Annotated in this window: 24 protein-coding genes and 1 tRNA gene; 9 read left to right on the forward strand and 16 right to left on the reverse strand. The window is 59.0% G+C overall.

Annotated features, from left to right (window positions below; all coding sequences use genetic code 11):
- Positions 1-919: c-type cytochrome (locus ACLBXN_RS14350; RefSeq protein ID WP_447612563.1), on the forward strand; the 919-nt coding region annotated here is incomplete at its 5' end.
- A gap of 291 nt (positions 920-1,210) precedes the next feature.
- Here ACLBXN_RS14350 and cyoE read toward each other — a convergent pair.
- The 5 genes from cyoE to ACLBXN_RS14375 form a co-directional block, all read right to left on the reverse strand.
- Positions 1,211-2,116, reverse strand: coding sequence for a heme o synthase (cyoE, locus tag ACLBXN_RS14355; RefSeq protein ID WP_447612564.1), 906 nt, complete (start codon positions 2,114-2,116; stop codon positions 1,211-1,213).
- 24 nt (positions 2,117-2,140) lie between these two features.
- A complete protein-coding gene (locus tag ACLBXN_RS14360; protein WP_447612565.1) occupies positions 2,141-3,319 on the reverse strand; it encodes a COX15/CtaA family protein in 1,179 nt (392 codons plus the stop codon).
- A 717-nt stretch (positions 3,320-4,036) separates the two neighbouring features.
- Complete coding sequence (locus tag ACLBXN_RS14365) at positions 4,037-4,414, reverse strand: VOC family protein (protein WP_447612566.1); 378 nt, start codon at positions 4,412-4,414, stop codon at positions 4,037-4,039.
- 131 nt (positions 4,415-4,545) lie between these two features.
- Positions 4,546-5,022 (reverse strand): RidA family protein, encoded by a 477-nt coding sequence (locus tag ACLBXN_RS14370; protein WP_447612567.1) that lies wholly within the window; start codon positions 5,020-5,022, stop codon positions 4,546-4,548.
- A 135-nt stretch (positions 5,023-5,157) separates the two neighbouring features.
- Positions 5,158-5,781, reverse strand: coding sequence for a glutathione S-transferase family protein (locus tag ACLBXN_RS14375; protein ID WP_447612568.1), 624 nt, complete (start codon positions 5,779-5,781; stop codon positions 5,158-5,160).
- 318 nt (positions 5,782-6,099) lie between these two features.
- Between ACLBXN_RS14375 and ACLBXN_RS14380 the strand changes: the two genes are divergently transcribed.
- Positions 6,100-6,309, forward strand: coding sequence for a TOBE domain-containing protein (locus tag ACLBXN_RS14380; protein WP_167002359.1), 210 nt, complete (start codon positions 6,100-6,102; stop codon positions 6,307-6,309).
- A gap of 114 nt (positions 6,310-6,423) precedes the next feature.
- On the opposite strand, the gene ACLBXN_RS14385 is transcribed toward ACLBXN_RS14380, so the two are convergent.
- Entirely contained in the window at positions 6,424-7,305 is an 882-nt protein-coding gene (locus tag ACLBXN_RS14385; protein ID WP_447612569.1) for a LysR family transcriptional regulator, read from the reverse strand.
- Between the two features lie 231 nt (positions 7,306-7,536).
- Here ACLBXN_RS14385 and ACLBXN_RS14390 point away from each other — a divergent pair, with 231 nt between their 5' ends.
- From ACLBXN_RS14390 to ACLBXN_RS14405, 4 genes are all read left to right on the forward strand, one after another.
- Positions 7,537-8,403, forward strand: coding sequence for a Bug family tripartite tricarboxylate transporter substrate binding protein (locus ACLBXN_RS14390; protein WP_370527704.1), 867 nt, complete (start codon positions 7,537-7,539; stop codon positions 8,401-8,403).
- Between the two features lie 11 nt (positions 8,404-8,414).
- On the forward strand, positions 8,415-9,770 hold the full coding sequence (locus ACLBXN_RS14395; RefSeq protein WP_447612570.1) for an FAD-dependent oxidoreductase: 1,356 nt from the start codon (positions 8,415-8,417) through the stop codon (positions 9,768-9,770).
- Between the two features lie 172 nt (positions 9,771-9,942).
- Positions 9,943-10,320, forward strand: coding sequence for a nuclear transport factor 2 family protein (locus tag ACLBXN_RS14400; RefSeq protein ID WP_447612571.1), 378 nt, complete (start codon positions 9,943-9,945; stop codon positions 10,318-10,320).
- Positions 10,321-10,819: 499 nt separating this feature from the next.
- A complete protein-coding gene (locus ACLBXN_RS14405; protein ID WP_447612572.1) occupies positions 10,820-12,814 on the forward strand; it encodes an oleate hydratase in 1,995 nt (664 codons plus the stop codon).
- A 299-nt stretch (positions 12,815-13,113) separates the two neighbouring features.
- On the opposite strand, the gene ACLBXN_RS14410 is transcribed toward ACLBXN_RS14405, so the two are convergent.
- The gene (locus ACLBXN_RS14410; protein ID WP_447612573.1) at positions 13,114-13,695 is read right to left on the reverse strand and encodes a TetR/AcrR family transcriptional regulator; all 582 of its coding nucleotides are present in this window, start codon (positions 13,693-13,695) and stop codon (positions 13,114-13,116) included.
- A 108-nt stretch (positions 13,696-13,803) separates the two neighbouring features.
- Here ACLBXN_RS14410 and fabF point away from each other — a divergent pair, with 108 nt between their 5' ends.
- A complete protein-coding gene (fabF, locus tag ACLBXN_RS14415) occupies positions 13,804-15,075 on the forward strand; it encodes a beta-ketoacyl-ACP synthase II (RefSeq protein WP_447612574.1) in 1,272 nt (423 codons plus the stop codon).
- A 276-nt stretch (positions 15,076-15,351) separates the two neighbouring features.
- Here the strand turns inward: fabF and ACLBXN_RS14420 are convergent, their stop codons facing one another.
- The 4 genes from ACLBXN_RS14420 to ACLBXN_RS14435 form a co-directional block, all read right to left on the reverse strand.
- Positions 15,352-16,893 carry a sensor domain-containing diguanylate cyclase gene (locus ACLBXN_RS14420; protein ID WP_447612575.1) on the reverse strand — a complete coding sequence of 514 codons (1,542 nt, stop codon included), beginning with the start codon at positions 16,891-16,893 and terminating at the stop codon, positions 15,352-15,354.
- Positions 16,894-17,184: 291 nt separating this feature from the next.
- Positions 17,185-17,601, reverse strand: coding sequence for a VOC family protein (locus ACLBXN_RS14425; protein ID WP_447612576.1), 417 nt, complete (start codon positions 17,599-17,601; stop codon positions 17,185-17,187).
- Positions 17,602-17,941: 340 nt separating this feature from the next.
- On the reverse strand, positions 17,942-19,138 hold the full coding sequence (locus ACLBXN_RS14430) for an MFS transporter (RefSeq protein ID WP_447612577.1): 1,197 nt from the start codon (positions 19,136-19,138) through the stop codon (positions 17,942-17,944).
- On the reverse strand, positions 19,135-20,331 hold the full coding sequence (locus tag ACLBXN_RS14435) for a serine hydrolase domain-containing protein (RefSeq protein WP_447612578.1): 1,197 nt from the start codon (positions 20,329-20,331) through the stop codon (positions 19,135-19,137). Before ACLBXN_RS14435 ends, ACLBXN_RS14430 begins: the two co-directional genes overlap by 4 nt.
- Positions 20,332-20,470: 139 nt before the next feature.
- On the opposite strand from ACLBXN_RS14435, the gene ACLBXN_RS14440 reads away from it, so the two are divergent.
- Positions 20,471-21,361 (forward strand): LysR family transcriptional regulator, encoded by an 891-nt coding sequence (locus ACLBXN_RS14440; protein WP_148729492.1) that lies wholly within the window; start codon positions 20,471-20,473, stop codon positions 21,359-21,361.
- A gap of 212 nt (positions 21,362-21,573) precedes the next feature.
- Here the strand turns inward: ACLBXN_RS14440 and ACLBXN_RS14445 are convergent, their stop codons facing one another.
- A complete protein-coding gene (locus ACLBXN_RS14445; RefSeq protein ID WP_447612579.1) occupies positions 21,574-22,812 on the reverse strand; it encodes a phosphoethanolamine transferase in 1,239 nt (412 codons plus the stop codon).
- Positions 22,813-22,824: 12 nt separating this feature from the next.
- Positions 22,825-23,268, reverse strand: a complete 444-nt coding sequence (locus tag ACLBXN_RS14450) for a hypothetical protein (RefSeq protein WP_447612580.1) — start codon at positions 23,266-23,268, stop codon at positions 22,825-22,827.
- Positions 23,269-23,988: 720 nt separating this feature from the next.
- Between ACLBXN_RS14450 and ACLBXN_RS14455 the strand changes: the two genes are divergently transcribed.
- Positions 23,989-24,062 (forward strand) — tRNA-Gly (locus ACLBXN_RS14455).
- Positions 24,063-24,086: 24 nt separating this feature from the next.
- Here the strand turns inward: ACLBXN_RS14455 and ACLBXN_RS14460 are convergent.
- From ACLBXN_RS14460 to ACLBXN_RS14470, 3 genes are all read right to left on the reverse strand, one after another.
- Positions 24,087-25,295 carry an Arm DNA-binding domain-containing protein gene (locus ACLBXN_RS14460; protein WP_447612581.1) on the reverse strand — a complete coding sequence of 403 codons (1,209 nt, stop codon included), beginning with the start codon at positions 25,293-25,295 and terminating at the stop codon, positions 24,087-24,089.
- Positions 25,274-25,501, reverse strand: a complete 228-nt coding sequence (locus ACLBXN_RS14465; RefSeq protein ID WP_003054634.1) for a hypothetical protein — start codon at positions 25,499-25,501, stop codon at positions 25,274-25,276. The genes ACLBXN_RS14460 and ACLBXN_RS14465 overlap by 22 nt, the downstream gene beginning before the upstream one ends.
- 74 nt (positions 25,502-25,575) lie before the next feature.
- Entirely contained in the window at positions 25,576-25,938 is a 363-nt protein-coding gene (locus ACLBXN_RS14470; protein WP_447612582.1) for a hypothetical protein, read from the reverse strand.
- Between the last annotated feature and the right edge of the window lie 11 nt (positions 25,939-25,949).

The raw sequence follows: 25,949 nt of genomic DNA on the forward strand, positions 1-25,949 counted from the left end.
GGCCTGCCTGTTTGCAGGTCTGGGCGGAGCGCTCTGGTATGGCATGAGCATCAGCCGCCCCCAAAAGGCCGAAGAGCCCGTCAAGGTGGCAGCGCCTGCGGCAGACACCAGGGCCGTGGTGGTGGCTGCCAAGCCTGGCGAATTCACACCTCCCGGTGTGAGTGACTACCCGGAAGGCCCCATGGGCGAGTGGGTGCGCCGCGGCGAAGCCATCTTCACGCGCACGCCGACCAATGCCGTGGGCTTCTCGGGCAATCCGCTGAGCTGTACCAACTGCCACCTCGATGCGGGTCGTCTGAAAGGCGCTGCTCCGATGTGGGGGGCCTATCCCATGTACCCGGCCTATCGCAAGAAGACCGACCATGTGGACACGTTTGCCGAGCGCATGCGCGGCTGCTTCATGTACTCCATGAACGGCAAGGCGCCGGATGACGGTCATGATGTTCTGGTGGCTCTGGAGTCCTACGCCTACTGGATGGCCCAGAAGGCGCCCACGGGAGAGAAGCTGCCCGGTGCCGGCTTCAAGAAAGCGGGCCAGCCCGAAACGACACCCACTTACGAAGCCGGAGCCAAGGTGTATGAAGCCAAGTGCGCGCTATGCCATGCTGCGGACGGCAAAGGCCAGTTTGTCGGCGATGTGGCCGTGTTCCCGCCGCTGTGGGGCAAGGATTCCTATAACTGGGGGGCCGGCATGCACGATATTGACAAGGCGGCCAACTTCATCAAGAACAACATGCCCTACGGCAATGCAAGCCTGAGCGATCAGGAAGCCTGGGATGTGGCCACCTTCATCAACAGCCAGGAGCGTGGTCAGGACCCACGCTTCAACGGCAATCTGCAGGCCACGGCCGAAAAGCACCACGGCAAGTACTCCATGTACGGCAAGGAAGTGAACGGCAAGCTGCTCAAGGGCCTGTAAATGGACACTTGATCGGGTCTGCTGGATGCATGACCGGGGCCAGTCCTGTAGCAGGGGCTGGCCTTCTTTTTTGATAATCCCGGTGACGAGAATCTGCGCCCCGCCAGGTCTTCGCCGAATCATTAGCGCCGCGTTCAGTCTCGGTCACGAACCTGTGAAGTGGCCGGGTAAAGCAAAAATTTGAATAAAATTGCGCTCAAACGCAGACCCATAAAGCGCTGATAGCTCACTTTTTGTGAGTCGCAAAAAAGCCCGGTGAACCGGGCTTTGGCATGGGCGAAACCTCAAAGATCAGGCCATGAACAGATAGTGGTCCACGAGCAGGGCGAGAAACAGCAGGCTCAGGTGAAGCAGCGAAAACCTGAAGGTGCGGCGCGACAGCTCGTCCGAGTAATTGCGATACAGAGCCACGGCATAGACGATAAAGCCGGCGCCCAGCACGACAGCCGCAAACAGATACAGCCAGCTGCTCATGCCGTACATAAAGGGCAGCAGACCAGCCGCAAACAGCACCACGGTGTAGAGCAGAATCTGCAGGCGCGTGTATTCGCTGCCATGGGTTACCGGCAGCATGGGCAGGCCGGACTGGCGGTAGTCCTCGACACGATACAGGGCCAGCGCCCAGAAGTGGGGAGGGGTCCAGAGGAAGATGATGAGGAACAGAATCAATGCCTCGGGGCCGACATTGCCCGTCATGGCGGCCCAGCCCAGCACGGGGGGCATGGCGCCAGAGGCTCCGCCGATCACGATGTTCTGTGGCGTGGCGGGCTTGAGCACCACGGTGTAGATCACCGCATAGCCGACAAAGGTGGCCAGCGTCAGCCACATGGTCAGCGCATTGGTCCAGAGCAGCAAAATTGTGGCACCGATCATGCACAGAATGGCCGAGAAGGCCAGTGCCTGCTGACTGGAGAGCTCGCCGCGCGCCGTGGGGCGCCAGGAGGTGCGCTTCATCTTGGCATCGATATGACGCTCCACCAGGCAATTGAAGGCCGCAGCGGCAGCTGCTACCAGCCAGATGCCGACGCAGGCAACAACCATATGGATCCACTGATTGGCCGTGGGCCATCCGGGAACGGCCAGCACCATGCCGATCAGGGCGCAGAACACGATGAGCTGCACCACGCGCGGCTTGGTCAGCGCGTAGAACTGGCTGATTCGCGAGGTGTTGTTCAACAAGGCTTCACTTTGACTCATGCAATCACTCTTTTACGCTATGCCTCAGGCTGGGCGGCGCGCCATTTCAGGGTCGGGGGCGGCGACGGCATTTGCGCGTGTCACGGCCAGACTCCAGACCACAATCGTTACCAGGGCCGCGGCTCCACCAGTGTGAAGCACGGCCGCAACCAGAGGCCAGTCCAACACCACGTTGGACAGACCCGTCAAAACTTGCAGCACTGCAAAGAAACCCAGCAGCCGTCGCTGCTTGGCCAGCGCAGGAGCGTGGCGCAATGCCCACCACAGACCGGCCAGTGCCATAACCACCACATAGGCCGCGAGACGGTGGGTGTAGTGAATGGCGGTCAGCGCTTCGAAGCTGATATGGCTGCCGTCCTTGAGCATGCCCAGAGGGCGCCAGATCTGCAGCGCTTCGGCAAAATTCATGGTCGGCCACCAACTGCCCTGACAGCCGGGGAAGGTCGTGCAGGCCAGGACGGCGTAATTGGTGCTGACCCAGCCGCCCAGGCTGACCTGGACGACGAGCAGCGCCAGGCAAAGCCACAGCGCAATGCGCAAGCCTCTGGCGATCAGCGCTGGAGACAGGCCGGCTTGCTGCAGGCTCAGGCCCGAAGCAGGAATGGCCAGCAATGCCAGCAAGCCGGTACCGCCCAGCAAGTGCAGCGTGACGATGGCCGGAAACAGCTTCATGGTGACCGTCAGTGCCCCAAACGCACCCTGGATGCAGACCCATACCAGTGCCAGAGTCGGCCACCAGGGGTTGGCAGCGCCACTGAATGATATTTGCCGACCTGCTCGCCTGGCGGCGCTTGCCTGCTTCCAGCTCATGACCGTCATCGCAATGATGAGCACGCCGACCGTGGTCGCCAGATAGCGGTGAATCATTTCCACCCAGGCCTTGCCATGGGTGACCGGGCCGGTCGGCATGGCAGCCTGCGCTTCGGAGATCTGGGCATGTGCCGCGATGGGGCTGGCCGTGCCATAGCAGCCAGGCCAGTCCGGGCAACCCAGGCCTGAGTCCGTCAGACGGGTGAAGGCGCCGAACAGAACCAGATCGAAGGTCAGAAACAGCGTCAGCACACATAGCGCCTGGAGGCGCCTGCCGGAGCCGGTGCCGCGATTGCGCCACCAGACCCAGCATAAAGGCCCCAGAGCCAGGACCAGACCAAAAGCCATCAGCTCCAGTGCAGGAGCCAGGTCGTATAGCTGCTGCTCTGTCATGCCATTGCTCCGGGGGCCATCTTCCGGCGCTTGGCCGCCTGCACTTCAGGCAGGGCTGGGCGGTCGGCGGTCAGGGCAAAATCGCAAAAGCAAAGCAGCATGGTTCGGCAGGGGCGGCCAGTGCTTGGCCTGTATTTACAGAAATTCTTGAAGATCTTGGTCAAGCGCAGAACGAGAGAAAACCTGACTGTACGTAGCGAGCCTTGTGCGCTCCGGGGCCAGGACTCTGCTCGACGCTTGGAGCAGCAGTTGAATGCAGGCTCTTTGATCCCGCACAATTTTACCCATGTGATTTGAGGCTAGGCAGCCGTGACCTGAGTGCCCCTAACAAAGTGGAAGAAAGACTTGCCTTCCAGACCCGCTTTCGGTGAGGCCAGGATGCAGGAATTGCCTTGATGCTCTGACCTTGGACGAAGGCCTGGGGCAAACCTGCTGCCGAGCATCCGAGAGGATCTAAGGCATGCAAGGCTGGCCAGTGCAGCAAGCATGGCTGGTATCTGTGGTCATTGAGGTCGCAAAGCTGGCGGGGAATGGTCAGCCAGATACGTTGTGCCGTGAAACCCGGTCGCGTGCCTGCTCCCGGCCGAACGCGATCTGTGCCAGGCAGGGGAGCGGCTCAAGCCTGGAGCTGCCAGTGCTCAGTCGCGACCAGACTCCCAACCCGAAGTCGGCGGCGACCACCATCGAGGCGGCCGCGGCCCACTCCCGATCCAGGCTTCAGATCATTTGTCCGACATCGATACGATTGCCATCGGGGTCTTCAAACACGAATGCCCGCAGACCATAGTCCTTGTCCTGAAGGCTCTTGACGATTCTCAGGCCGTATTGACTGCAGATTGTGTGCAGCGCATCAACGTTGTCGACCAGGAGATGCGCGACATTGAATTTCACGGCTTTGTGGCTGGGCTGCAGGCTCAGGTGCAGCTCGCCATGATGCCGCTTCAGGATCATGAACCCGACAGGGCTCCCGTTTTCGAAGACTTTTGTGAACCCTAGAACCTTGGTGTAGAAATCACAGGCTCTGGCAATGTCCTTTACCGGAATCGTCGTGGCGATTCGGCCGAACTGGACACCGTGATCGGTGGTGTTGCTCATTAGATGGTCTCTGCTTGCAAGGCGCGATCAGCTTCCAGGCGGTGCTGTATGACTAATGCGCTTGCGGTTGAGGTCAGCAGGACGGTGCCCACGCGAGGCAGTGTAGCTCAGGGGAGCCCCGTGACGGCGCGTCAATCCACCGCCGCGATCAGGTCGATTTCCACCGGAGCATTCTTGGGAAGTTGATAGACCCCCACAGATGTTCGCGTATGAATGCCGGCGTCGCCCAGCACGGAATACAGCAGCTCGGACGCGCCGTCCGCCACTTCGCTTTGCAGGCTGAAGTCCTCTGAGCATTTGACAAACACGGTGATGCGCAGAATGCGTGAAACCCTGTCCAGAGATCCCAGCTCTTGCCGCAGCAATGCCAGTGCACGCATGGTGCAAATCTTTGCGGCATATCGTGCTTGCTCGACCGAGACTTCAGCGCCGACTCTGCCTGTGACGACCACGCTGTCACCGACGCGAGGGATCTGGCCGCTGACAAATAGCTGCCTGTCGTGGCGAACCACGGAGACATAGTTTCCGCCGATCTTTATCTCGCCGGAAAAGCTCAGGGAAAGTGCCGCTTCCATTGCAGCGAACCTGGAATCTCGTGATTCGGACATGATGTTCTGCTTTCATTGCTGACAGTGAAACTGAGGCCCGCCTGGGCTCAAGCGCCAACAGGCGAAGCGGACTAACCGGGCGCCGCCTCCACACGGGGGCGAGATGCAGCGTTTGCATGGGCGGGATGGACCTGCTCAGGGCGTGCCGTTTCTTCCATGCTGCAGGAATCCCGAGCGAAGACTCAGGCGTTCGTAGTATCCGCGCACCGCAGGCAAGTCCGGATGCTCAAGCGGAGTTTCAAACCAACGGTTCACCGACAGTCCTATAGGTATGTCCGCCAGAGAAAACTCGGTACCGCCTACGTAGGCTCCGGTGGAGCCCAGTTGTCGCTCGAGGATTTCCATGTGCCTTGCCCAGTCCTTGCAAGACAGGGCCAGTGCACGGCGGTCCTGGTGCTCAGGCGATTGCCTGACAAGGGACATGAAGGCATAGCTCCATGACCTGTTGAGGTCCGACGCCTGCCAGTCGATCCATTGATCAATCCGCGCCTTCGCTTTGGTGTCGATGGGGTAGAGCCGGGTCCCGTTGTAGCCATTGGCCAGATAGCGAATGATCGTATTGGACTCCCATAGCGTGAAATCGCCGTCCTGGATCACAGGGACCATGGCATTGGGATTCAACTCGAGGAATTCGGGACTGAGCGTCGACTGGAAACCGCTGCCCCAGTCTTCCCGCTCGAAGGGAATGTCCAGCTCGGCACAGGCCCAGAGTACCTTGCGAACATTGATTGAGGATGCCTTGCCCAAAATGCGCAACATTTCATCTCCGGGTCATTAAGAGGAATGTATTGAGGAAGCGGGAGCTGCGAGCATCGGTGTATCTGTGACCTCGCCCGGAGGCGGTATACAGAATACAAAAAATGAAGCCGCTTGCGGCAGGTACTCTAATTGGTTGAAGCGAGGCTTGTGAGCGTTGCATGGACTTTTGCTCCTGCAACGGATAGCGTGGGATCGATAGCAATCGATCCCTGGCAGTCATACAACGGACGATAAGACTTCTATATTGCAGAGCTTCTACAGCCATCAACCCGCTGAATATATGCTCATAGCCATCGTCATTTCTTAGGTATAGATGCTATGAAGATCAGTGCTCGCAATGTCTTGCAAGGCAAAGTCATCTCGATTGTCACAGGCCCGGTCAGCACGGAGTTGACACTGGAAATTGCTCCTGGTGTCAGGGTCACATCCTCCATCACCTCGACTTCAGCCCAGTCGCTGGGGCTGAAGGAGGGCGACAATGCCTACGCGGTTATCAAGGCGTCGTCGGTGATGGTCGCCGTTGATTGATCGCTCCAGGCTCCGATAGGAGCCTTTTCTATTCTTTGGTCATGGAAGCGTTCCGGCAATCGGGCGCGCGTTCTGAGCGAACCCCGCCTGTCGTAGCCAAGACGTCCGAGCTGATCAGATTTCCAGGAATAGCTCTGCCAGGGTTGAGCGCAGCCATCGGTTTGCCGGGTCCTGCTGATAGCGTTCATGCCAATGCTGCTTGATGGCGAACTCTGGAAGCCTGTATGGTGACGCGATTGCCTTGACCTGGGCGATCTTTACCAGTGTCTGCGCAATGCGATGCGGAACCGTGGCGATGAGATCCGTATGAGCCAGCAGGTTGCCAACCCCCGGGAGTGTGGGCAGAGACAGTGCAACATTGCGCTGCGCCCCTTGGCGCTTCAACTCTTGCTCGACTATCTCGTTACCAGTTCCAGGAGCCGTGATGATCACATGGCGCTCCTTCTTGAACCGAGCCATCGTCAGGTTCTTGTCGATTCGAGGATGCGATTTGCGCACGACGCAAGCAAACCCATCCCTGAACAGCTTCTGCTGGTAGAAGCCGGCATCGAGTTCCGGCATATAGCCTATCGCCAAGTCTGCATCGCCTGCCTCCAGCAATCTGGCTGTGTCGGCCGTGATGCGCAGCACTTCGACTCTCACCTTGGGCGCGATATTCCCTAGCTTGTTCATCAAGGCAGGCAGGAATTCCAGGTGACTGATATCGGTCATCGCGAGCCGGAACGCTCTGCTGGAAGAGGCTGGATCGAATTCCGCTTGCTGCCTGGTCGCTGATTGCAGCAGTTCCAAAGCCTGTCGCAGCTGAGGAACCAGTGCGGCTGCACGCGGGGTGGGAAGCATCCCTTCACTGGTGCGGACAAAGAGCTGGTCATTGAAAGCTCGCCGCAGTCTGCCGAGTGCCAGGCTGACCGAGGTCTGAGCCAGACCCAGGTTCTCTCCTGCCCGGCTCACGCTTCGTGTTTTATAGATCTCGTCGAAGACCGAGAGAAGCTTCATATCCATTATTCGATTTTCCGCTAGGAGATATTGCTCATTATCAATCGACGCAATGATGCTGCTTGCCTAGAGTTCGAACCAGGCGATGAGGAACTCGCCCTGAATACCTAAGAACCTGGAGACATTGTTGTGAAATCGCGCTTGCTTCTATCCCTTTTTTTCGCCTGCATTTCCATCACGGGTGGCCATGCTTACTCACAGGAATGGCCCAAAGTCCCTGTCAAAGTCCTTGTGCCCTTCGATGCTGGCTCGACCCCTGATCTGGCGGCCCGCGTCATCGGCGATAGGTTGGCCAGCAGGCTGCATCAAGCTTTTGTGGTGGAGAACAGGAGTGGCGCTGCCGGCAATATCGGCACCGACATGGTGGCCAAGGCCGAGGGGGATGGACGCACCATCGGTGTCAGCATTGCCGGACCTCTTGGAGTCAACGCGCTTCTGTTTCGGAAGATGCCCTACGACACGTCCAGGGATATCGGGCTGGTGAGCATTGCCGTGTCCCAGCCTTCAGTGCTGGTCGTCGGCTCCAGGCTGTCCACCACAGATGCCAAGCAACTGTCGGCTCTGATGAGGGACAAATCCAAGCTCAGCTTTGCGTCGATTGGTGCCGGCTCCATCTCGCATCTGGCAATGGCTGCACTGGTAGCCCAGGCGGGCGGCGATGCAGTGCATGTTCCATATCGCGGATCGGGTGGTGCAGTGACCGCTCTTCTGTCGGGTGAGGTGGACATGGCCTTGCTACCTGCCGCAGCCGTGATGCCGCATGTGAAAGCCGGGAAGTTGCGTGCCCTGGCCGTGGCGTCCCCAAGCAGATCACCATCACTTCCCGATCTGCCAACTCTGGCTGAGAGCGGCCTTCCTGACATAAAGGGAGATGCCTGGATCGGTTTCATCGTGCCCGCGAAAACGCCTGCAGCCATTGTCGATGCGCTGCGCGACCAGATTGCGCAAGTCCTGGCCGAGCCCGCCGTGAAGGACAAGCTGCGCATGCAGTACATGGATCCGGTGGGGAATTCGCCCGAGGAATTTCGCAGATTGCTGGCTGCGGATGTGGCGCGGTGGAAGCCTGTCGTCGAACGCAACAAGATCACATTGGACTGAAGCAAGAAACCATGAAATCCACGCAAAAATCCCTTCTGGAGCCGGCTCGTCATCTTCCGGTTCAAGGTGAATACGATGTAGTCGTCATCGGTGGCGGTCCGGCCGGACTGGCTGCTGCCGCCAGCGCTTCCCGGCTTGGGGCGCGAACCCTTCTTGTGGAGTCCTACGGTTTCCTGGGAGGAATGGGCACTGCCGGCGGCGTTACCAACTTCGCAGGACTTTATGGCCGTCATCAAGGGGAAATGCGCCAACTGGTGCATGGAGTGGTGGACGATCTGCTTTCACGACTGCAGGCAATGGGTGGGCTGAACAAGCCTCAGGACGGTATGCAGGGCAGGATTCGCGTCCGCTCCTATGACACCTCCATCTATAAATGCGTGGCGGACCAGTGGATGCTGTCTTGCGGCGTGCATTTGCTGTTCCATACCAGGGCCTCATCTGTGCTGATGGATGCCTCACGCATTCATGCCCTGGTCATAGAGACCAAATCAGGACGTCAGGCAGTTCGGGCCAATATGTTCATCGATTGCTCGGGCGATGCGGACATCGCCGCCCTGGCCGGCGTTCCCTATGAGGTGGGCGACGGGCATGGCAGCGGCCTTTTCCCGTCCACGATGTTCCGCATTGGCCATGTCGACGCATCGCAGGCCCTGCCGGCTGTTGGCGATTTCAAGGCAATCAATGACTTCATGGAGCGTTCTCGGCTCCGCGATCCAGGTCGCTACAACTTCCCTCGCGAAGGAGCGATTCTTCGACCGCAGATCAATCCGTCGGAGTGGCGCGCCAATGTCACCCAGATTGCGAATTCGAGCGGTCAGGCCATGAATGCCGTGGATGCGCAGGAGCTGAGCGCAGGAGAGGTTGAGGGGCGGCGTCAGATTGTCGAGTACTTCCGCTTTCTACAGGAACAGGTACCGGGGTTTGCCGACTCGAGAATCGTGGAGATTGCCCCTCAGGTCGGCATTCGAGAGACACGTCGAATCCAGGGGCTCTATGCGCTGACTGGCGATGACATCCTGAATTCGGTCCGCCTTGATGACAGCATTGGCATCAATGCGTGGCCGATGGAGCTGCATCGTGCCGGAGGCATCACATGGGGGTTTCCGTCGGATCCCGAGCGGGGCTATAACGATCTGTCCTGGAGAATGCTGGTGCCGCAGACGGTTGAGAACTTGCTTGTCGCAGGACGTTGTGCTTCCATGACCCACGAGGGGCAGTCTGCTGCTCGTGCAAGCGGAGGATGCTTTGTGATGGGGCAGGCCGCAGGCACCGCGGCAGCGATGGCAGGCAGCGTTGCTGTTCAAGGGATAGACCCAAAGCGTTTGCAGCGCGTCTTGCGTGAAAGCGGCTGCTTGCTTGAGCCTTGAGCGCGCATCTTTTCAGATGAGCTGGCGGGCCGAAAGCAGGCACTAGCCATGTCGCGGATGGTGCTTGCTTCAAAAACATGGCGGGTCGATGATTGGCATCATCAACCACTGGCGTGGATAGGCCTGAGCTTGAAACCCTTGGGCCGAACATCAGCCTGAATGGAGCATGATCATGAGCACCCGGAGCAAGGCCGCTATTGCTGCAGACTTCCTGACCCTGTGTGCAACAGGGCGGGTAAGGACAGCCTACGATCTGTACGTGTCGGAGAGTTTTCACCATCACAATGCGTATTTCCCTGCTGACCGGGAGTCCTTGCTGCTTGGCATGGAACAAAGCGCTGAATCAGAACCCAATAAATCGTTCCTGATCAAACAAACCATTGAATCCGATGACCGTGTGGCGGTCTATTCACATTTGCGGCGTGAGAGAGTCGATATGGATATTGCGGTCGTGCATATCCTTCGATTCGAAAATGGCAAGATCGTCGAAATGTGGGATATAGGACAGCAGGTGCCCAAGGACTCACCCAACAAACTGGGCATGTTCTAAGCATCGCGGACCAACTGATACTTTGGTCCGAGCCTGTTTTGTGGTGCCGACATGGCTCAGGTTTTGAAGCACTGCATATTCTTTTGACTCGGTCGGTCATTGGTTGCCAACATCGGTTGCACTCGATTCTGCTAAGTTTTCAAGGACTTGGTGCTGGCGGCTGCTACGACTAAGAGGCCGTCCAGGCAAATACGTTCAGTGGGCAAATTGTGGATGCGCGCAATGCAGCATCTGAGAAGTGACCGAGCGGACACCGTCACTGATAAGCTGTAGCAATGCGTTTGGCACTGTGCAGAATATCCCGCATTGGCCTATTTATTGAGGCCTGCTTATTTCAGCAAAGGCCAGACTTTCCTGAGCCCGTGTTCGCTGAAGATTTTTTTTTTCCAGTCATTTCCTCAAGGGCTTGAGCAAATGTGCGTTGAGATGCTTTTATGGCATATCAAATCGCAGTCGGTGCGTTACTGGTAAATGTAGAGCGTCATCACCAATGACATCCATGAAAGGCAAGACCATGAATCGTGCAGAGTTCATCACCCGTAGTCAGTCCCAGGCTCCCGTTCGCGTGGAGGCGAATGTCGGCGAGAGCTTTTGGCGCAAGAGTGCGAAAGATACCTTGCCTCCGCCGGACATGGTCGGTCCGTACATGCGCAATCGTCCGGTACCGACCGGGCAGACGTCGGGCCGCAAGGCATGGATCATAGGCAGCGGCATTGCCGGACTGGCGGCCGCCTTCTATCTGATACGCGACGGAGGAATGAAGGGGGAGGACATCACGATTCTTGACAGCCTGAGCATTGCCGGTGGTTCGCTCGATGGCTCGGGCAATGCCGAGGATGGCTACATCGTGCGCGGTGGCCGCGAGATGAACTGGAACTACGACAACTTCTGGGATCTGTTCCAGGATGTCCCGGCGCTGGAGCTGCCTGAAGGCTACAGCGTGCTCGATGAATACCGCTGGATCAACGACAACGATCCCAATTGGTCCAAGGCCAGGCTGATGCACAAGCAGGGGCAGATCCGCGATTTCGCTACGCTGGGTCTGAGCAAGTCGCACCAGTGGGAGATCGTCAAGCTGCTGCTCAAGCGCAAGGAAGACCTGAACGACATCACGATCGAGGAGTACTTCAGCAAAAGCTTTCTCGAGACCAACTTCTGGTATCTGTGGCGTTCGATGTTCGCCTTTGAGAACTGGCAAAGTCTGCTGGAGATGAAGTTGTACATGCATCGCTTCCTTGATGCCATTGATGGCCTTACCGACATGTCGGCCCTGGTGTTTCCCAAGTACAACCAGTACGACAGCTTTGTCGTGCCGCTGGCCCGCATGCTGCAGGAGCAGGGCGTGCGTGTGCAGTTCGACACCCGTGCCCACGAACTGGACATGCGTGAGGAGGAAGGCAGCCGCACCGCGACCGCGATCCGCTGCAAGGTTGCGGGTCGCGAGGAGACCATCACCGTCGGCACCGACGACGTGGTGTTTGCGCTGACCGGCTCGATGACCGAGGGCACGGCCTACGGAGACATGGACACGGTACCGGTACTGGCGCGTGGCAATGGCGAGCCGGGAGAGGGCAGCGACTGGACGCTGTGGCAGAATCTGGCGAAGAAATCTTCGATCTTCGGCAAGCCCGAGAAGTTCTGCGGTGATGTTTCCCGCTCGATGTGGGAGTCGGCCACGCTTACCTGCAAGCCTTCTCCCTTGATCGACAAGCTCAAGGAACTGGCGATCAATGATCCTTACTCGGGTAAGACGGTCACCGGCGGCATAATCACCTTCACGGATTCCAACTGGGTGATGAGCTTCACCTGCAATCGCCAGCCGCATTTTCCCGATCAGCCTGACGACGTGCTGGTGCTGTGGGTTTATGCGCTGCTGATGGACAAGGAGGGCAACCATATCAGGAAGCCCATGCCCGCCTGTACCGGACGAGAGATCCTGGCCGAGTTGTGCTACCACCTGGGTATCGATGATCAGCTCGATGTAGTGGCCGCCAACACCAAGGTGCGCCTGGCTCTGATGCCCTACATCACTGCGCAGTTCATGCCGCGCGCGGCGGGTGACCGGCCTCATGTGGTGCCGCAGGGCTGTACCAATCTGGCCTTGCTGGGCCAGTTCGTGGAGACCAGCAACGATGTGATCTTCACGATGGAGAGTTCGGTGCGCACCGCGCGTATAGGCGTCTACACGCTGCTGGGACTGCCCAAGCAGGTGGCCGATATCAGCCCCACGCAGTACGACATCCGCAATATTCTCAAAGGCGCGCGGGCGCTGAACAACAACGAGCCTTTTCCTGGAGAGCGCCTGCTGCACCGGGTGCTGGGCAATAGCTACTACGCCCATATATTGCCGCCGCTGCCTGAAAACGAGGAGACGCTGCGCGAGCGTGCCGAGACGGAGCTCTCTTCGCTGCTGGGCAAGGGCAGCCAGGCACTGGTGGCAGCCTCGGGCTGGCTGGCGCGCTGGAGCGAAGGCCTGCGCGATAGATCCAGATAGCAGCGTTTGCGCATGACGCGCCTGCCAGACCTCGTTTTGGCGAAACAACCAGGGTCATGGGCGCATCCAAGGCGTGCTCATGGTTCTTCTTCCGTCTCCATGCTGGAGCGCATCGAATTTGGCAGGTCATTTTGTCTTTTCGCGATCAGCGTGTGCGAGGCCATCAGCCGTTGTCCGGTTCGTCTCACCCGCGTCGGTAGTCGCGGCCCATAGCAGCGACGCTGCCCAAGGCCTGCTTTGGGAGCCCGCACTGGCCGTGACGTGTTTCTAACGCGCGAGCGGGCGCCTCAATCAGGCGGTTACGGAGCCAATTGCTTTCGCAAGGTGGCCAGTATTTCTTCAGAAAGAGCCGGGTTGCCCGCTGCTGTTGCGCGAGCGAGAACCAGTGCACCCACCATGCTGCTGAGGGTCACGATAGTCTGGGTACGCCTGGTCTCTTCTTCGCCTTGGAGCACGCCCATAAAGCGTTGGATGTTGCGTTCCACGCCCAGCGCAAATACCTCTGACATTTCGGGGCCTGCTCTGGCGGCATCGGCGGCCAATGCAGCAGCAGGGCAGCCCTCTCCAGGGTGGTCGCGGTGGGTTGCGGAAAGATAGCCATGCACTAGTGCGCGAAGGCTGTGTGCAGATGCGGCGTCGGCCTCCGAAGACTCCAATTCGTCCAGCGGGGTGATTGTCCACTCAAATGCGCGCAGGCATGCCTCGCGTGCGAGGGCATCCTTGGACTCGAAGTGCCGGTACAGCCCGCCATGTGTCAATCCTGCGTCGCGGGTGATCTCCGCCACGCCCACGCCATCCAGGCCTTTTTCTCGATACAGACGTGCAGCAGCATCCACGATTCCCTCGCGATTCTCGGCTGCCTGTGCTTTGCTCACTTTCATGAGTTAGATGATAGCCGTCATCAAAACTCATTTATGATTGCGATCATCATCAATAAAGTCATGCTCAGTCCCTGCTGGAAACTGAGCTTGACAAGCGAAAGGTGCAGCATGGGTCGTCGGGTGGTTATTACCGGCTTGGGTCTGGTATCTCCTTTAGGGTGCAATGTGGAACTGGCCTGGCAGAGACTGCTGGCCGGCCGGTCCGGGGTGCGGACTCTGAGTGCTGGTACTGCCGAAGGGACCGGCGTCTGCGTGGCTGGGCGTGTACCAGGCCAGCAGGAGGATCCAGAGGCTGGGTGGAATGCCGAAGCCATCATTTCAGCGAAAGAGCTACGCCGCATGGATCGCTTCATTGCATTTGCATTGGGCGCAGCCGACCAGGCTCTGGCCCATGCGCAGTGGGCTCATCCATCAGCCGAGCAGCGGGAGCGCGCGGCGACCATCATCGGCTCCGGCGTGGGCGGATTCAGCACCATCGCAGAAGCCGTGCGAACCACGGATGGCAAGGGACCCCAGCGCCTGTCACCCTTCACGGTACCCGCTTTTCTGGCCAATCTGGCCGCGGGGCAGGTATCGATCAGACACCAGCTCATGGGGCCGTTGGGGGCGCCGGTGACTGCTTGTGCCGCCAGTATTCAAGCCATTGGCGATGCGGCGCGCTTGATTCGCAATGACGAAGCGGACATGGCGCTCTGTGGCGGTAGCGAAGCCACGATTGACCGCGTTGCGCTAGGCAGCTTTGCTGCGGCAAAGGCCGTGACGACTTTTTGCGGCGGCGATCCTGCGAGGGCTTCCCGACCTTTCGATCAGGCACGGGATGGCTTTGTCATGGCCGAAGGTGCGGGGCTGCTGGTGCTTGAGGCACTGGATCACGCATTGGAGCGAGGCGCCAAGCCACTGGCGGAGATCGTGGGCTATGGTACCTCTGCCGATGCCTACCATGTCACTTCCGGTCCGGAGGATGGAGCGGGCGCTGCTCGTTCGATGCGCGCCTCGCTGCGTCAGGCACAGCTGCAAGCTGTTGACATTCAACATCTGAATGCCCATGCGACCTCTACACCCGTAGGTGACCGAGGCGAGCTGGCCGCCATTCGTCAAGTGTTTGGCGCAGACTCCGGTCCTTCGATCACGGCCACTAAATCCGCCCTGGGCCATATGTTGGGAGCTGCTGGCGGAGCTGCTGCGATCTTCACCGTATTGGCCTTGCGCGACCAGATCGCACCACCTGTGCTGAACCTGAAGCACCCAGATCCTATGGCTGCAGGTCTGGATCTGATCGCCGGTCAAGCACGTGCCCATGCAATGGAGCACGCCATGCTCAACGGATTTGGGTTCGGCGGTGTCAATGCTTCCCTGATTCTGAAGCGATTTGCGGCCTGAACCATAGTGCGCCGGAGACTCCACGAGGTCGCAACAGACATGTGGCTTCCGGGCGGTGGTGCAGGCTCTCAAGCTGAGCGGTTGCCAATGCGCGAAATGGACAAAGAGCGCCGTGCCTGGATCGCGGATATTGCGCCTGGGCATTGCGACAGCGGATGCAGGACAACGTCCGATCGCTGCGGGGTATTCGGGCAGGGGCGTAGAAACGGAGCTGAGTGCGGTTTTGACAACCGTTGTGCTTGCACCTCCGGAGCTGGCCGAATGCAGTCGTCCCGGTCAGCGGCGTGCCTGCGGCCCCCCGCATCTGTGTTGCGCTGACAAGACTACCTTGTTGCGCCCAGTCATCTTGGCGTTGTAGAGCGCCTCGTCGGCATCGCGGATCACCGCTGCCATATCTGCATCGGCCCGTTCTGGGCCCCATGTGGCACACCCTATGCTGACCGTGATGTGACCGAAAGCGCTTTCTGTATGTTCAACGGCAAGCTTGCAGATTGCGAGACGAATATTCTCAGCAATGAACTCTGCGCCGTCCGAAGACGTGTCGGGCAAAACGACAAGGAACTCCTCGCCTCCATAGCGAGCGGCACTATCTCCGGGGCGGCGAATATTGTTGGCAATGCATTTCGCCACGGTCGCTAGAACGGTATCGCCAGCTTGATGCCCGTAGTTGTCGTTGTAGGCCTTGAAACAGTCAATATCCACGAATAGCAATGACAGGGCACTTTGATGCCGTCTGGCTCTTCGCCATTCCTGATCCAGGATTTCATCGAGCTTGCGGCGGTTGCTCAAGCCCGTCAGCCCATCGGTACGCGCCAACATTGCCAGCTCAGCCTCTGCGCGCATTTTGCGCTTGAGCTGTACTCCAAAAGCGCAGGACAGACCGATGAATGCCAATGTGAGCGTCCCCATGACAGAGGCAATGAGCAATGTTCTTTGCCGCCAAACCGCATAGATATCAGAGTGCGCCTTTGCCACCATGATGATGAAAGGCAGGTTAGGCAGAGTCTTGAAGAAATACAACCGTCTGGCACCGTCGATATATGACGTATCCGAAAAGCTGCCCTCTGGCGCCGCCATGAACCGCTTGAATGTGCTTGCGCTACTGATATTGCGACCTATGACTTTTGCATCGTAGGGCTGCCGCATCACCATGGTCCCGTCCTTCCTGATCAGTGCCAGCGATCCATGTGTGCCTAGTGACAGTTCAGAAAATAGCTTCTGGAAGTACTCCAACTGGATATCAATCATCACAATTCCAGCGAAAGAGCCGTTCGCATGAGAAATCCTGCGACTGAGAGGAATGCTCATCGAGTCGCCATGTAGTGGTGATACATAGGGGTCACCCACATAGAGACCCAGGTTGGGACTTTCCTGGTGTGCCTTGAAAAAATCACGATCAGAGAAGCTGTCGTTCACCAGACTCTCTGCACCCGCCTTGAGGGTGACTTTCCCCTCCGCATTGAGCACCAGAATGGATCCCAAATAGGTCGCGCTCGCCGCCTTGTCGAACAAGGCTGCTTTGCGAACATGTGGCGACGCGGCCATCAATTCAGGATCGCTCAGGCCCTCGACCACGGCTTGCAGCGACAGCGCATAGAGCTCGAAGTTTCGAACCAGGTCATGTTCTGCAAGCAGGGCAACATCCCGCGATGTCTCCACGGCATGCTCCATCGCATCCAGGCGGCTTTGATAAAGGACGAAAGTACAGATCGCCGTCATCGATAGCGCAACAATCCCTCCTACCAGCGGCATCGCATAAGAGGCACTAAGAATGAAGTTGCAGTGACCGAAAAATGCCGACCAGCGAAAGTTCTTCATGTTGTTGCTTTAATGGAGCGCATTAATCTCATCCACTCTGTTTCCCTTTGCCGATTATCTGTTGCAAGTAAATTTCAGGCACTGCTCCATACCTCGTAGTTCTGCACCACAAGCATCTCGTGGCTGAGATCATCAGCGATGTGCCCCATAGTTAAGCGGCGACTGTCAGCGCTTCGCGATAGCGCTTTCAATGTTGATGCGCCTGCTCTCTTCAGCGAATAGTGAGCTTTTGGCGATTTTGGGTTGATGTGTTCAACATCGCCAAGCTGCGGCCTCGCGCTCGCTCAATTATCAAGGTCTGTGTGCAGGTCCTTTCAGTTCCAGCTGATTGCCATCCGGATCGTGGCAATAGATGGAAGGGCCAGTGCCGTCCGCTCCAAAGCGTTGTTCGGCTTTCTCGGCCTTGAGGCCGTGGCCGTTCAAATGGGCCAGGATGGCTGACTCATCGAATGGCTCGATGCGCAGGCAGAAATGGTCCACATTCCTGCGCTCTGTTGAGGCAGCAGGGCCGCCCTCACGTCCAATCGGGCCATGGATATCTACCAGATCAATCATGGATGTACCGGCCCGAAGATGAACCATACCCAGGTCATCACGACGTTTTGCAAGTGCGCAGCCAAGCACTTCCTGGTAGAAGCGGATGCTTTGCTCCAGGTCACTGACGCGCAGCACGATGTGGTCGATGTGTTGAACGCGGAAAGTGCTCATGGCGATCTCCAGTGCAGACTTGGCAGGGGTAATCATAGGCACTATGAGAACGTGCACTCCAAACCAATGAGGTGGGGGCCGGGCAGACCGCACCTGCAAGCATGACATTGAGCACTCTGCTCATGGCCGGTAGTGGATGCTGCCGTTCAGTAGGCTGCGGTCGTTTGAGACTCGTCGGTCGGCAGACATTGGAGCTGCTTGTGGTCTTCTTGTCACTATTTGATAGTCTCTCGGTCGCGCTCAGTCGAGCGGCCCGGCATTGGCAGCCAGTTGCAGCAGGCGAGGCGCCGGAAGTCCGTCATCCTCGCCTCTGAACCGATGTGGCCAGGCAGCAGCAGACTCAGTTTTCGTAATCGGCTTGCATCACCCTGAGGTGTTTGATGCTGGATTCAGAAAGCAGCCGCTGGCAGACAACGGCAAAGCCCAGCAGTAGCAGCAGCACCGGCTGGAAGGCTTGCGCCCCCCAGGCCACGACCAGAAGTCCCCCAGCCAGACCTCCGCCGGCGATGGCAGAGTTCCACGTCGTCACGAGCAGGGACTGGGCCAGGTCGACCTGTTCCCCCGCGACTTGCGCGAGTGAGGTCTGAAACAAGGTGGCTGAACCGCCGAAGGCGAATCCCCAAACTGCCAATGCTGCCAAGGCCAGCGACGAACCGCCCCAGCTCAGCCCCAGCATCAGAACAGCGCAGCAGAAAAGCAGAATGCTCGCCATCGACAGGCGATGCAGATGCCGGTCAACGAACAACCCCGTCAACCAGATTCCAGGCAAGGCCGCAATACCGAAGACCAGCAACGCCAGGTCGATGCGGACATGCACTCCACTGGCCGCCAGAAAGGGCGCGATGTAGGTATAGAGGATGTTGTGGGCAAGTACATAGAAGAGCACCACCATCAATACTGCCAGCACGCCGGGGGTGCGCATCACGGCAGCAATAGGCTTGCGCTGCTTCTGGTCCTGCCCCGGAAAATCCGGAAGCCGCAGCCACATCCACAGCCACAGCAGCAGGGCCAGGGTACTAGCCATGCCGAAGCACCAGCGCCAGCCCCATGCCAATCCCAGCCAGCCGCCTGCGGGAACGCCCAGGGACAATGCCAGCGGCGTGCCAGCCATTGCTATGGCAATGGCGCGGCCACGGAACTGCGGTGCAACCAGGCGGGTGGCGTAGCCCGCCAGCAGCGCCCACAGCATTCCCGCAGCCATACCTGCCACGATGCGCGCGGCCATGATGAGGGTGAAACTGTCCGACAAAGCCGTCACGCTGTTGGCCAGCGCAAAACCCAGCACGGCAGCCATCAGCAGCGGGCGCCTGCGCACGCTGCGTGTCATCGTCACAAGCGGAATGGCAGCCACCAGCGAACCGAATGCATAGGTGGTCACGGTCTGGCCGATCCAGGCTTGAGAGACTCCGAGGTCTTGTGCCATCTGCGGCAGCAGCGCGGCGGGCAATGCTTCAGTGAGGATGGTAATGAAGGCAGCCATGCTCAGGGCCAGCAAGTTAGCCCAGGGCAGACTATTTTGAGAGTTAGAGGCACTCATTCTTGAAGGCCCCGGTAAACCGCATCCCGCAATGCCGAGACAAAACGCCCCGACATTCCCTCATACAAGGTGTTGGTCATGGCAACCACCGTCAGACCCCGGGGGCGGTCCACCCACCAGGCATGTCCGTAGGCACCACCCCAGCGCCAGGTGCCACGGGACTCGGGTGACTGGGCCAGTGCCGGGTCGCGTAGCACGGAAAAGCCCAGGCCGAATCCCAGGCCCGGGCCGGCGGCCAGCTCCTGTCCCTGTGTCTGGTCCCGCGCCATCTCGGCGACCAGGTGCTCGGGCATCCAGCCATCCCGACCTGTGCGCAGCGCCTCCAGCAGACGCAGCAAATCATCGGCAGTGCCCACCATGCCGGCGCCGCCGGAGGGAAACGCACGTTCATCAAAAGCGCGTGAAGGGCTGTAGGCAATACCCACCGTGCCTTCGAAGGGCGCCACGACCTCGCCTTCCTGCAAGCGATGGGGCACCGGGTCGCCATTGACGTAAGCCGTCGTCATACGCGCCGCATCCAGGCAGGTGAAGCCGGCATCGACCATGCCCAGGGGGCGCGTCACCAGAGTCTCGATGGCCTGCGGCAAGCCCATGCCGCACACTGCTTCAACCACCGCGCCTAGTACATCCACGGCCAGTGAGTAGCCCCAGCCAGTGCCAGGTGCATACAGCAGCGGCACGCTGGCAATGCGGCGCAGATTCTCCTGCAGGTCAATACCGCTCGCATCCATGCCATCCGATACACCAGCCCGCGTGTACGGGCCGTGTGCGTCGGGTTCCAGAAAGCGGTAGCCAAGGCCTGCGGTGTGGCTGAGCAACTGGCGCACCGTGATGTTCGTCTCACCGCCATCGGGAAGCCGGGGGCGAAAGGCTGGCAGCCAGGTCGTGACGGGCTCGTCCAGCGCGATGCGTCCCTGGGCCACCAACCGCAGAACGGCAGCGCTTATCACCGGCTTGCTGGCCGAAGCCCAGCGGAACACCATTTTTTCCGACATTGCGACGCCTGCCTCACGGTCGGCCCAGCCGGCGGCCATGCGGCACAGCGTTTGACCGTGCTGATAAGCGAGCACCACGGCGCCCACCAGGCGCTGCTCGGCAAGGGCGTGGTGCACTGCATCGCTCACCAATGCCAGCGGCTCGGAAATGGGGTGCTGCACGCTTTTTGTAGGCGTGCAGGAAAGTGAAGAAGTCATCGGATCACAGTCCTCTTTGCTTGGAAGCCATGACCTTATGCGGCATGCAATCCGAGAAAAAGTAGGATAGAGTTCCGCTCTTCAAGGACGAATATGTCCGCAATCAAGAGACACACTGCCGAAACGAAAATGGCGATGCATGGATAGCCTCAACGCATTTACGGTGTTTGTGCAGGTCGCCGAGACCCGAAGCTTTGTCGCGGCTGGCCGCCTGCTGGGAGTCTCCGCTTCTGCGGTAGGCAAGAGCGTGGCGCGCTTCGAGGAAAAACTGGGCGTGCGCCTGTTTCATCGCAGCACCCGCAGCATCACGCCTACCGCCGAAGGTTTGCTGCTGCTGGAGCGCAGCAGGCGCATTCTTTCAGAGATCGAAGCGGCACAGGCGGAACTGTCTCAGGCCTCATCGGCTCCAAGAGGACGCTTGCGTGTGAGTCTGCCGCTGGTGAGTACCCTTGTGCTGCCGGTGCTTGCCGATTTCATGCACGAGTATCCGGATATTCAGTTGGACCTTGATTTTTCAGACCGTCTGGTTGATGTGGTGGAGGAGGGCTTCGATGCCGTGGTCCGCACCGGAGAGCCTGCTGATTCCCGTTTGGTGGCGCGTAAGCTCGGTCATTTCAAGATGGTGCTGGTTGCGTCTCCCGAATACCTCGCTACCTATGGCAGTCCGAGCAAGGTGCAAGACCTCCAGTCCCATCTCTGCCTGCATTTCCGTTGGCCTCACAGTGGCAAGCTGGAGGCTTGGCCACTTCCTCCAGAGCCGGACGGCGAGCCTCTGAAACTACCGGTATCCATGGTCTGCAACAACATCGAGACGCGTGCATGTTTTGCCCTGCAAGGGCTAGGCATCGCCTGTCTGCCGGACTTTGCCATTCGTGAGGCGCTGGCCGACGGAAGACTGGTGCGTGTCATGCCTGAGCAGGCGCAACGCGAGGGGGTCTTTCACATTTTGTGGCCGGCAGGCAGACATGTTTCGCCCAAAGTCAGAGCCCTGGTGGATTTCCTGTGCTCGCGGGTATTTGCCTCCAACTGACGGGCAGGAGTGCCGAGGTCCACGCAAAGAGCGGGCCTGAGATTGCTTCACTGCACCGAGTTTTTTCGGGCTTGTCGCTATGAGGTCTTCTTTTCACCAAACTTGTCGACAGCTGTTGCCGGTTGTTTGAGCACCCGCACAGCAGCTCTAGGCTGGTGCTTTATGTGAGGCTTGCATTTCCGGACTTCAGCACTCGGTCCCCGCATGAAAAGTCACTGGGTGAATGAACTCACAGGCATTGGCAGGCGCGGCTCTTCCCATCGGTAGGTCTTGCTCAAGACATTGCGCTCAAGGGATTGGCTGCTCCAGCGTATATCCAGCAGATCCGCGATAGTCCATGCGGCCCAATCGGAGCGGAAGGGCCTCTGTGCAACGTCTTCAGGCAGTTTCGGCGAAGAGGGTGTTCGCCAGATAATCGCGGGAATACGGTAACCGGCCTCGGTGCTCTTGCTGTGTCCTGCATGGTTGCGGACATGTCCCACTTCCTGACCATGGTCGGATAGATACATCCATGCCACCTTGCCTTTTGCCAAGGCAGCTGATTGGGTGAGGCGCAGCGTTTCCGCCACCACATAATCGTGATACAGCAGCGCCGCATCATATTCTTGGCGTTGCCGGCGCACCCATAAGGAGGTGCCCTTGCTCTTCAGCGATGCATCAATCGCATCTGCTTCATCATCAAATGGATTCTGGCCCTTGGGGTAGCGCAGGCTGTAGTGCGGATGGGCGCCCAGCATGTGAACCACGATGAACTTGCGCTCGGAAGGCGCATCAAGAGCCGTCTTCAGCTCATCGACCATTTCCCCGTCCAGAGACACAGAGGAGCGCCCGGGAGTGCGATTTACCATCTGCACGATGTCAGCCAGCCTGGCATGCTGCTGCTCGATCCCTACGTCGTCGTGGTTGCTGATCCACCAGACTTTGTAGCCCGATGCGCGAGCTAGTGCGACCAGATGATGGGACTCCGTCGCGCCCGGGGCTCCGAAGCCAAACAAGTTGCGCACTGCGGGCAGAGTACTGGCATCCACAGACCATGCATTGCGCAGCACGGTCATCTGGGCCCCTGAAATCCTTTGATGCTTCTGGAGCTGGGGCGTCGTCTGTCTGTCATAGCCATAGAGCGACAGGTTGTCGCGATTGATGCTTTCACTGAGCACCAGCACGACGGTGGATGGCCCGCCGTCCGCCAGCGTAGGCCTTGCTTGAATGGCGTGATCCAGCAGCCTTGCACGCTCCTCATGCTGGTCGGCGAGGCTGGCTTTCAGTTTTTGAGTGGAGTGAGCCCATTGGGTCCAGAAAATCGCGGGATGCAGCCTGCGCCAAGGCTTGCTGGAATAGGCCAGCGCGCACACAAGGGCTGCAACCAATGAAAGCACCGCCAGCCTTCTGTCCCGGCGCAAGGCCGCCAATGTAGTTCGCCCCGTGAGATGCCACACCAGCAAAGCGAGCAAGGCAAGGCCGCCTCAGATAAGCACAACACTGCGCCAGTGCATTGACAGATATTCGGAGCTTTCTCGCCAGTTGGTGTTGGCCATTGCGCCGATCACCATGGCGCCCTCTGGTGATGACTGGTACAGCTCCATCAGGTAGGCGCGCATGGTGCCGTCCAACGCAAAAAGTATCACCCAGGCAAAGGAAAGCCAACGTCGCACCTTGAGCCATGCAGGGCTGCGTATCGGCCAGGCCAGACTGACGAGCACAGGAACCATGAGTATCAACAACTGTGCAACACGTCGGCCGTCATGCCCCAGAACAATGAAGAACAGGACAATGGCGGCCAAGCCGCTTAGCGCTGACCAGGATACGCGCATGCCGTGAGACGCAGGGGAATCACCGGGGATGGATGTTTGGGACAAGACACTTGACTCATGAGGTTCAACTACCGCAGCAAAATGCTCTTCAAGCATTGGAGGGGTGATAGCTTCACTCCCCGAGCTTTCTTGCTGCATCGAACGCAATAGCTTTTCGACCTGCCTTGTGAATCAGGTGGGCGAATACTTCTGCGGAGTTATGTGTCTTTGGTGCTGAAGTCGGCGCTAGCGGCGCGATCCTAGCATTTTTTGTTTCATCGCAAAGCGGTGCTGGGCGAAGTTGGCTGAGCCCGAAACGAATTGCCAATCAGGGGCGATGCAGTAGCTCGGCATCTGCAAAAAAGCGTCCATTGAGGCTGTGCTGTACCTGGAGTGTGCGCTCAACGACAGCTTGCGCTTGGGAAGGGCTGCCTCAGCTTGAATGTCTTGGCATGTCTCATCGACTCGGCCTTCTTGCAGAGGCCAGGAATTGATGGTGGCACTCGGCATGAAGCCGAGTTGGGCGTCGATTCACTGAAACGGCGCTCCATTGAGATTAGAGTCAGCGGGGCGTTGTTGCGCAAATCGCCTGCGGCCCTCGGGTAGCCTCGGGCAATGAGTCAGCCCGCGTCGCCCAAGCACCGCTACCGCACCACCAACTTGAAGCAGCACAACGCAGCACTCAAGGCTGCCGGAGAACCTATGCCGACTCGCGCAGAGCAGGCGGATTTCATGGGATTTCGTTGTGCTAGAATTTTCGAAGCACAACATTGTTATTTCCAGTAGAGACAATGGTTTGCGGCAGATTTTGCAATGAAATCATGCGGTTAACGTTGTGCGGGCGTCGTTCAATGGTAGGACTCTTGCTTCCCAAGCAAATAACGTGGGTTCGATTCCCATCGCCCGCTCCAGCTTTGCCTTTTAAGAACAAAGACTTATCGCGATCTTTGTTTTTTCGGGGGAGTTCTTGGGGAGTTTTGTCCGATGAAGGACTCCAGCTTCGCCTGCTCTATATCCCCCTGGCCGTCGTCCAGCCACTTGGAATAGACGTTCAAAAACATCTCCACCGAATGCCCCATCTGCTTGGCTGCATAGGCCGGCGTGGCTCCTGCCATGAGCAGCATCGTCGCATAGGTGTGGCGCATGTTGTTGGGCGGGCGGTAACGAATGCCCAGCGCCTTGAGCATCGGCACCCAGAAGGGGTTACGAAACCGCTTGTCATCTGCCCAGGGCTCTCCATGCGTAGGGTCGGCGAAGATCGTTTGTGAATCCTTGGGCGCGGCCTGGTTCATGGCGTCGCTGGCCATGTGGCCGAGTTGCGCCCTCGGGGTCTGCTCCTTTTGTCTTTCCAACGCATCCAGGGCCCGGCTGTTTAGGCTGACCAGGCGGGCCTTGTTGGTCTTGGTCTGCTTGCGCAGACCCTTGACGACTGCTTCATGGATCAGCACCTGCTTCTTGCTCCAGTCGATGCTGTGCCAGCGCAGGGCCACCATCTCGCTGGTGCGCAGGCCTGAGAAGAATCGGAATGCGATCAGATTGGCGACCGTGGGCGCAAATTTGGCACGCGCGTAGTCGATGATCCTCTCCACTTCCTCGCGGTCGAAGGGGTCGGGCGGCTCCCGCTGCCACTTGGCGCTGGGGACCGCCGCGACCGGGTTCTCGCTCAGCAGCTTGTCGAGCACGGCCAGGTCCATCGCGGATCGGAGAGCCGACACATAGTTGTTGACGGTCTTGCCGCTCAGATCCGGCCGGGTCTTGATGGCGCGAAGAATATCCGAGTGCTTCAGGGCTGAGACCTGCTTCTCGCCAATGAACGGCTTCCAGAATTTGACCGCGCTCAGGTAGCCAGCCAGTGTCGAGTTCTCTGCCACCTTCACGGACAGCCAGTGATCCAGCTGGTGGGCCACAGTCGTGCCGGCGGCCACCGTGCCGCCTTCCGGAAAGTACTCGCGCATCACAAAGTTGCCCGCACGGATCTTGAGCTTGATCTCGGCCAGCAGCCGGATGGCATATTTGATATTGGCAGGCGTTGGCGCAATGGCCTTGCCCTCCACCAGAAGAGTGCGGCGAATGCGCTCTCCCCGGTAGGCGAACGAGAGCCGAATGCCGCTCTCGCGGATCTCTACACCCCGCGCATTACCCATTTCTGGACTCCTTCACGGTCGATAAAAATGTGCGAGTCGGGCGACCTGAAGTACTCGCGCCGCTCGATCCAGACGCCGCTCTCGATCTTTCGGCGGATGGCCTTCTCGGTGAAGCCCGAAATGGCCGCAAAAATCTTGATGGTGACAAAGCGGTCCGGTGCCAGAAAGACCGGTGGCGGCTGGGTGGCGGTCAGAAAAGAGTCCATGTCATACCTCCTGAAAAAGAAGAACCCTGCAGAGGGGAGGGGCAGGGCTCGGGTTGCTCGATCGATTGCGTGGGTCACATCGCATGCTGCGGCTGCGTATGCCGCGTTGAAGTACTGGCAGGCTCCCGGCTGCGCGCCGGCACCAGTGCGCAGTGGATGACGCGGGCATGCACCTCGCTACGTGGCGGGCGGCAGGCCAGCGTGTGTATGCGGGCGCGCTCCAGCTCCACCACCAGGGCGGCGCCGGGCAGTAGCGCGGCATGGTGCTCTTGCCAAAAGCGCTGTGCAGCCAAGCCCGTCCAGGTGGCGCGCCATGGCTCGGTGTGGTGCGGGCCCAGGCGGTCCAGCAGCAGCAACTGCAGCTGAAAAGCGCCGCACAGCGCCGTGCTGGCCTGCGGCGGGGTGCGGCTAAGGAAAAGCGTTCCGGTATGGCGCATGCATGCCTCCT

The organism is Comamonas sp. C24C (assembly GCF_053345995.1).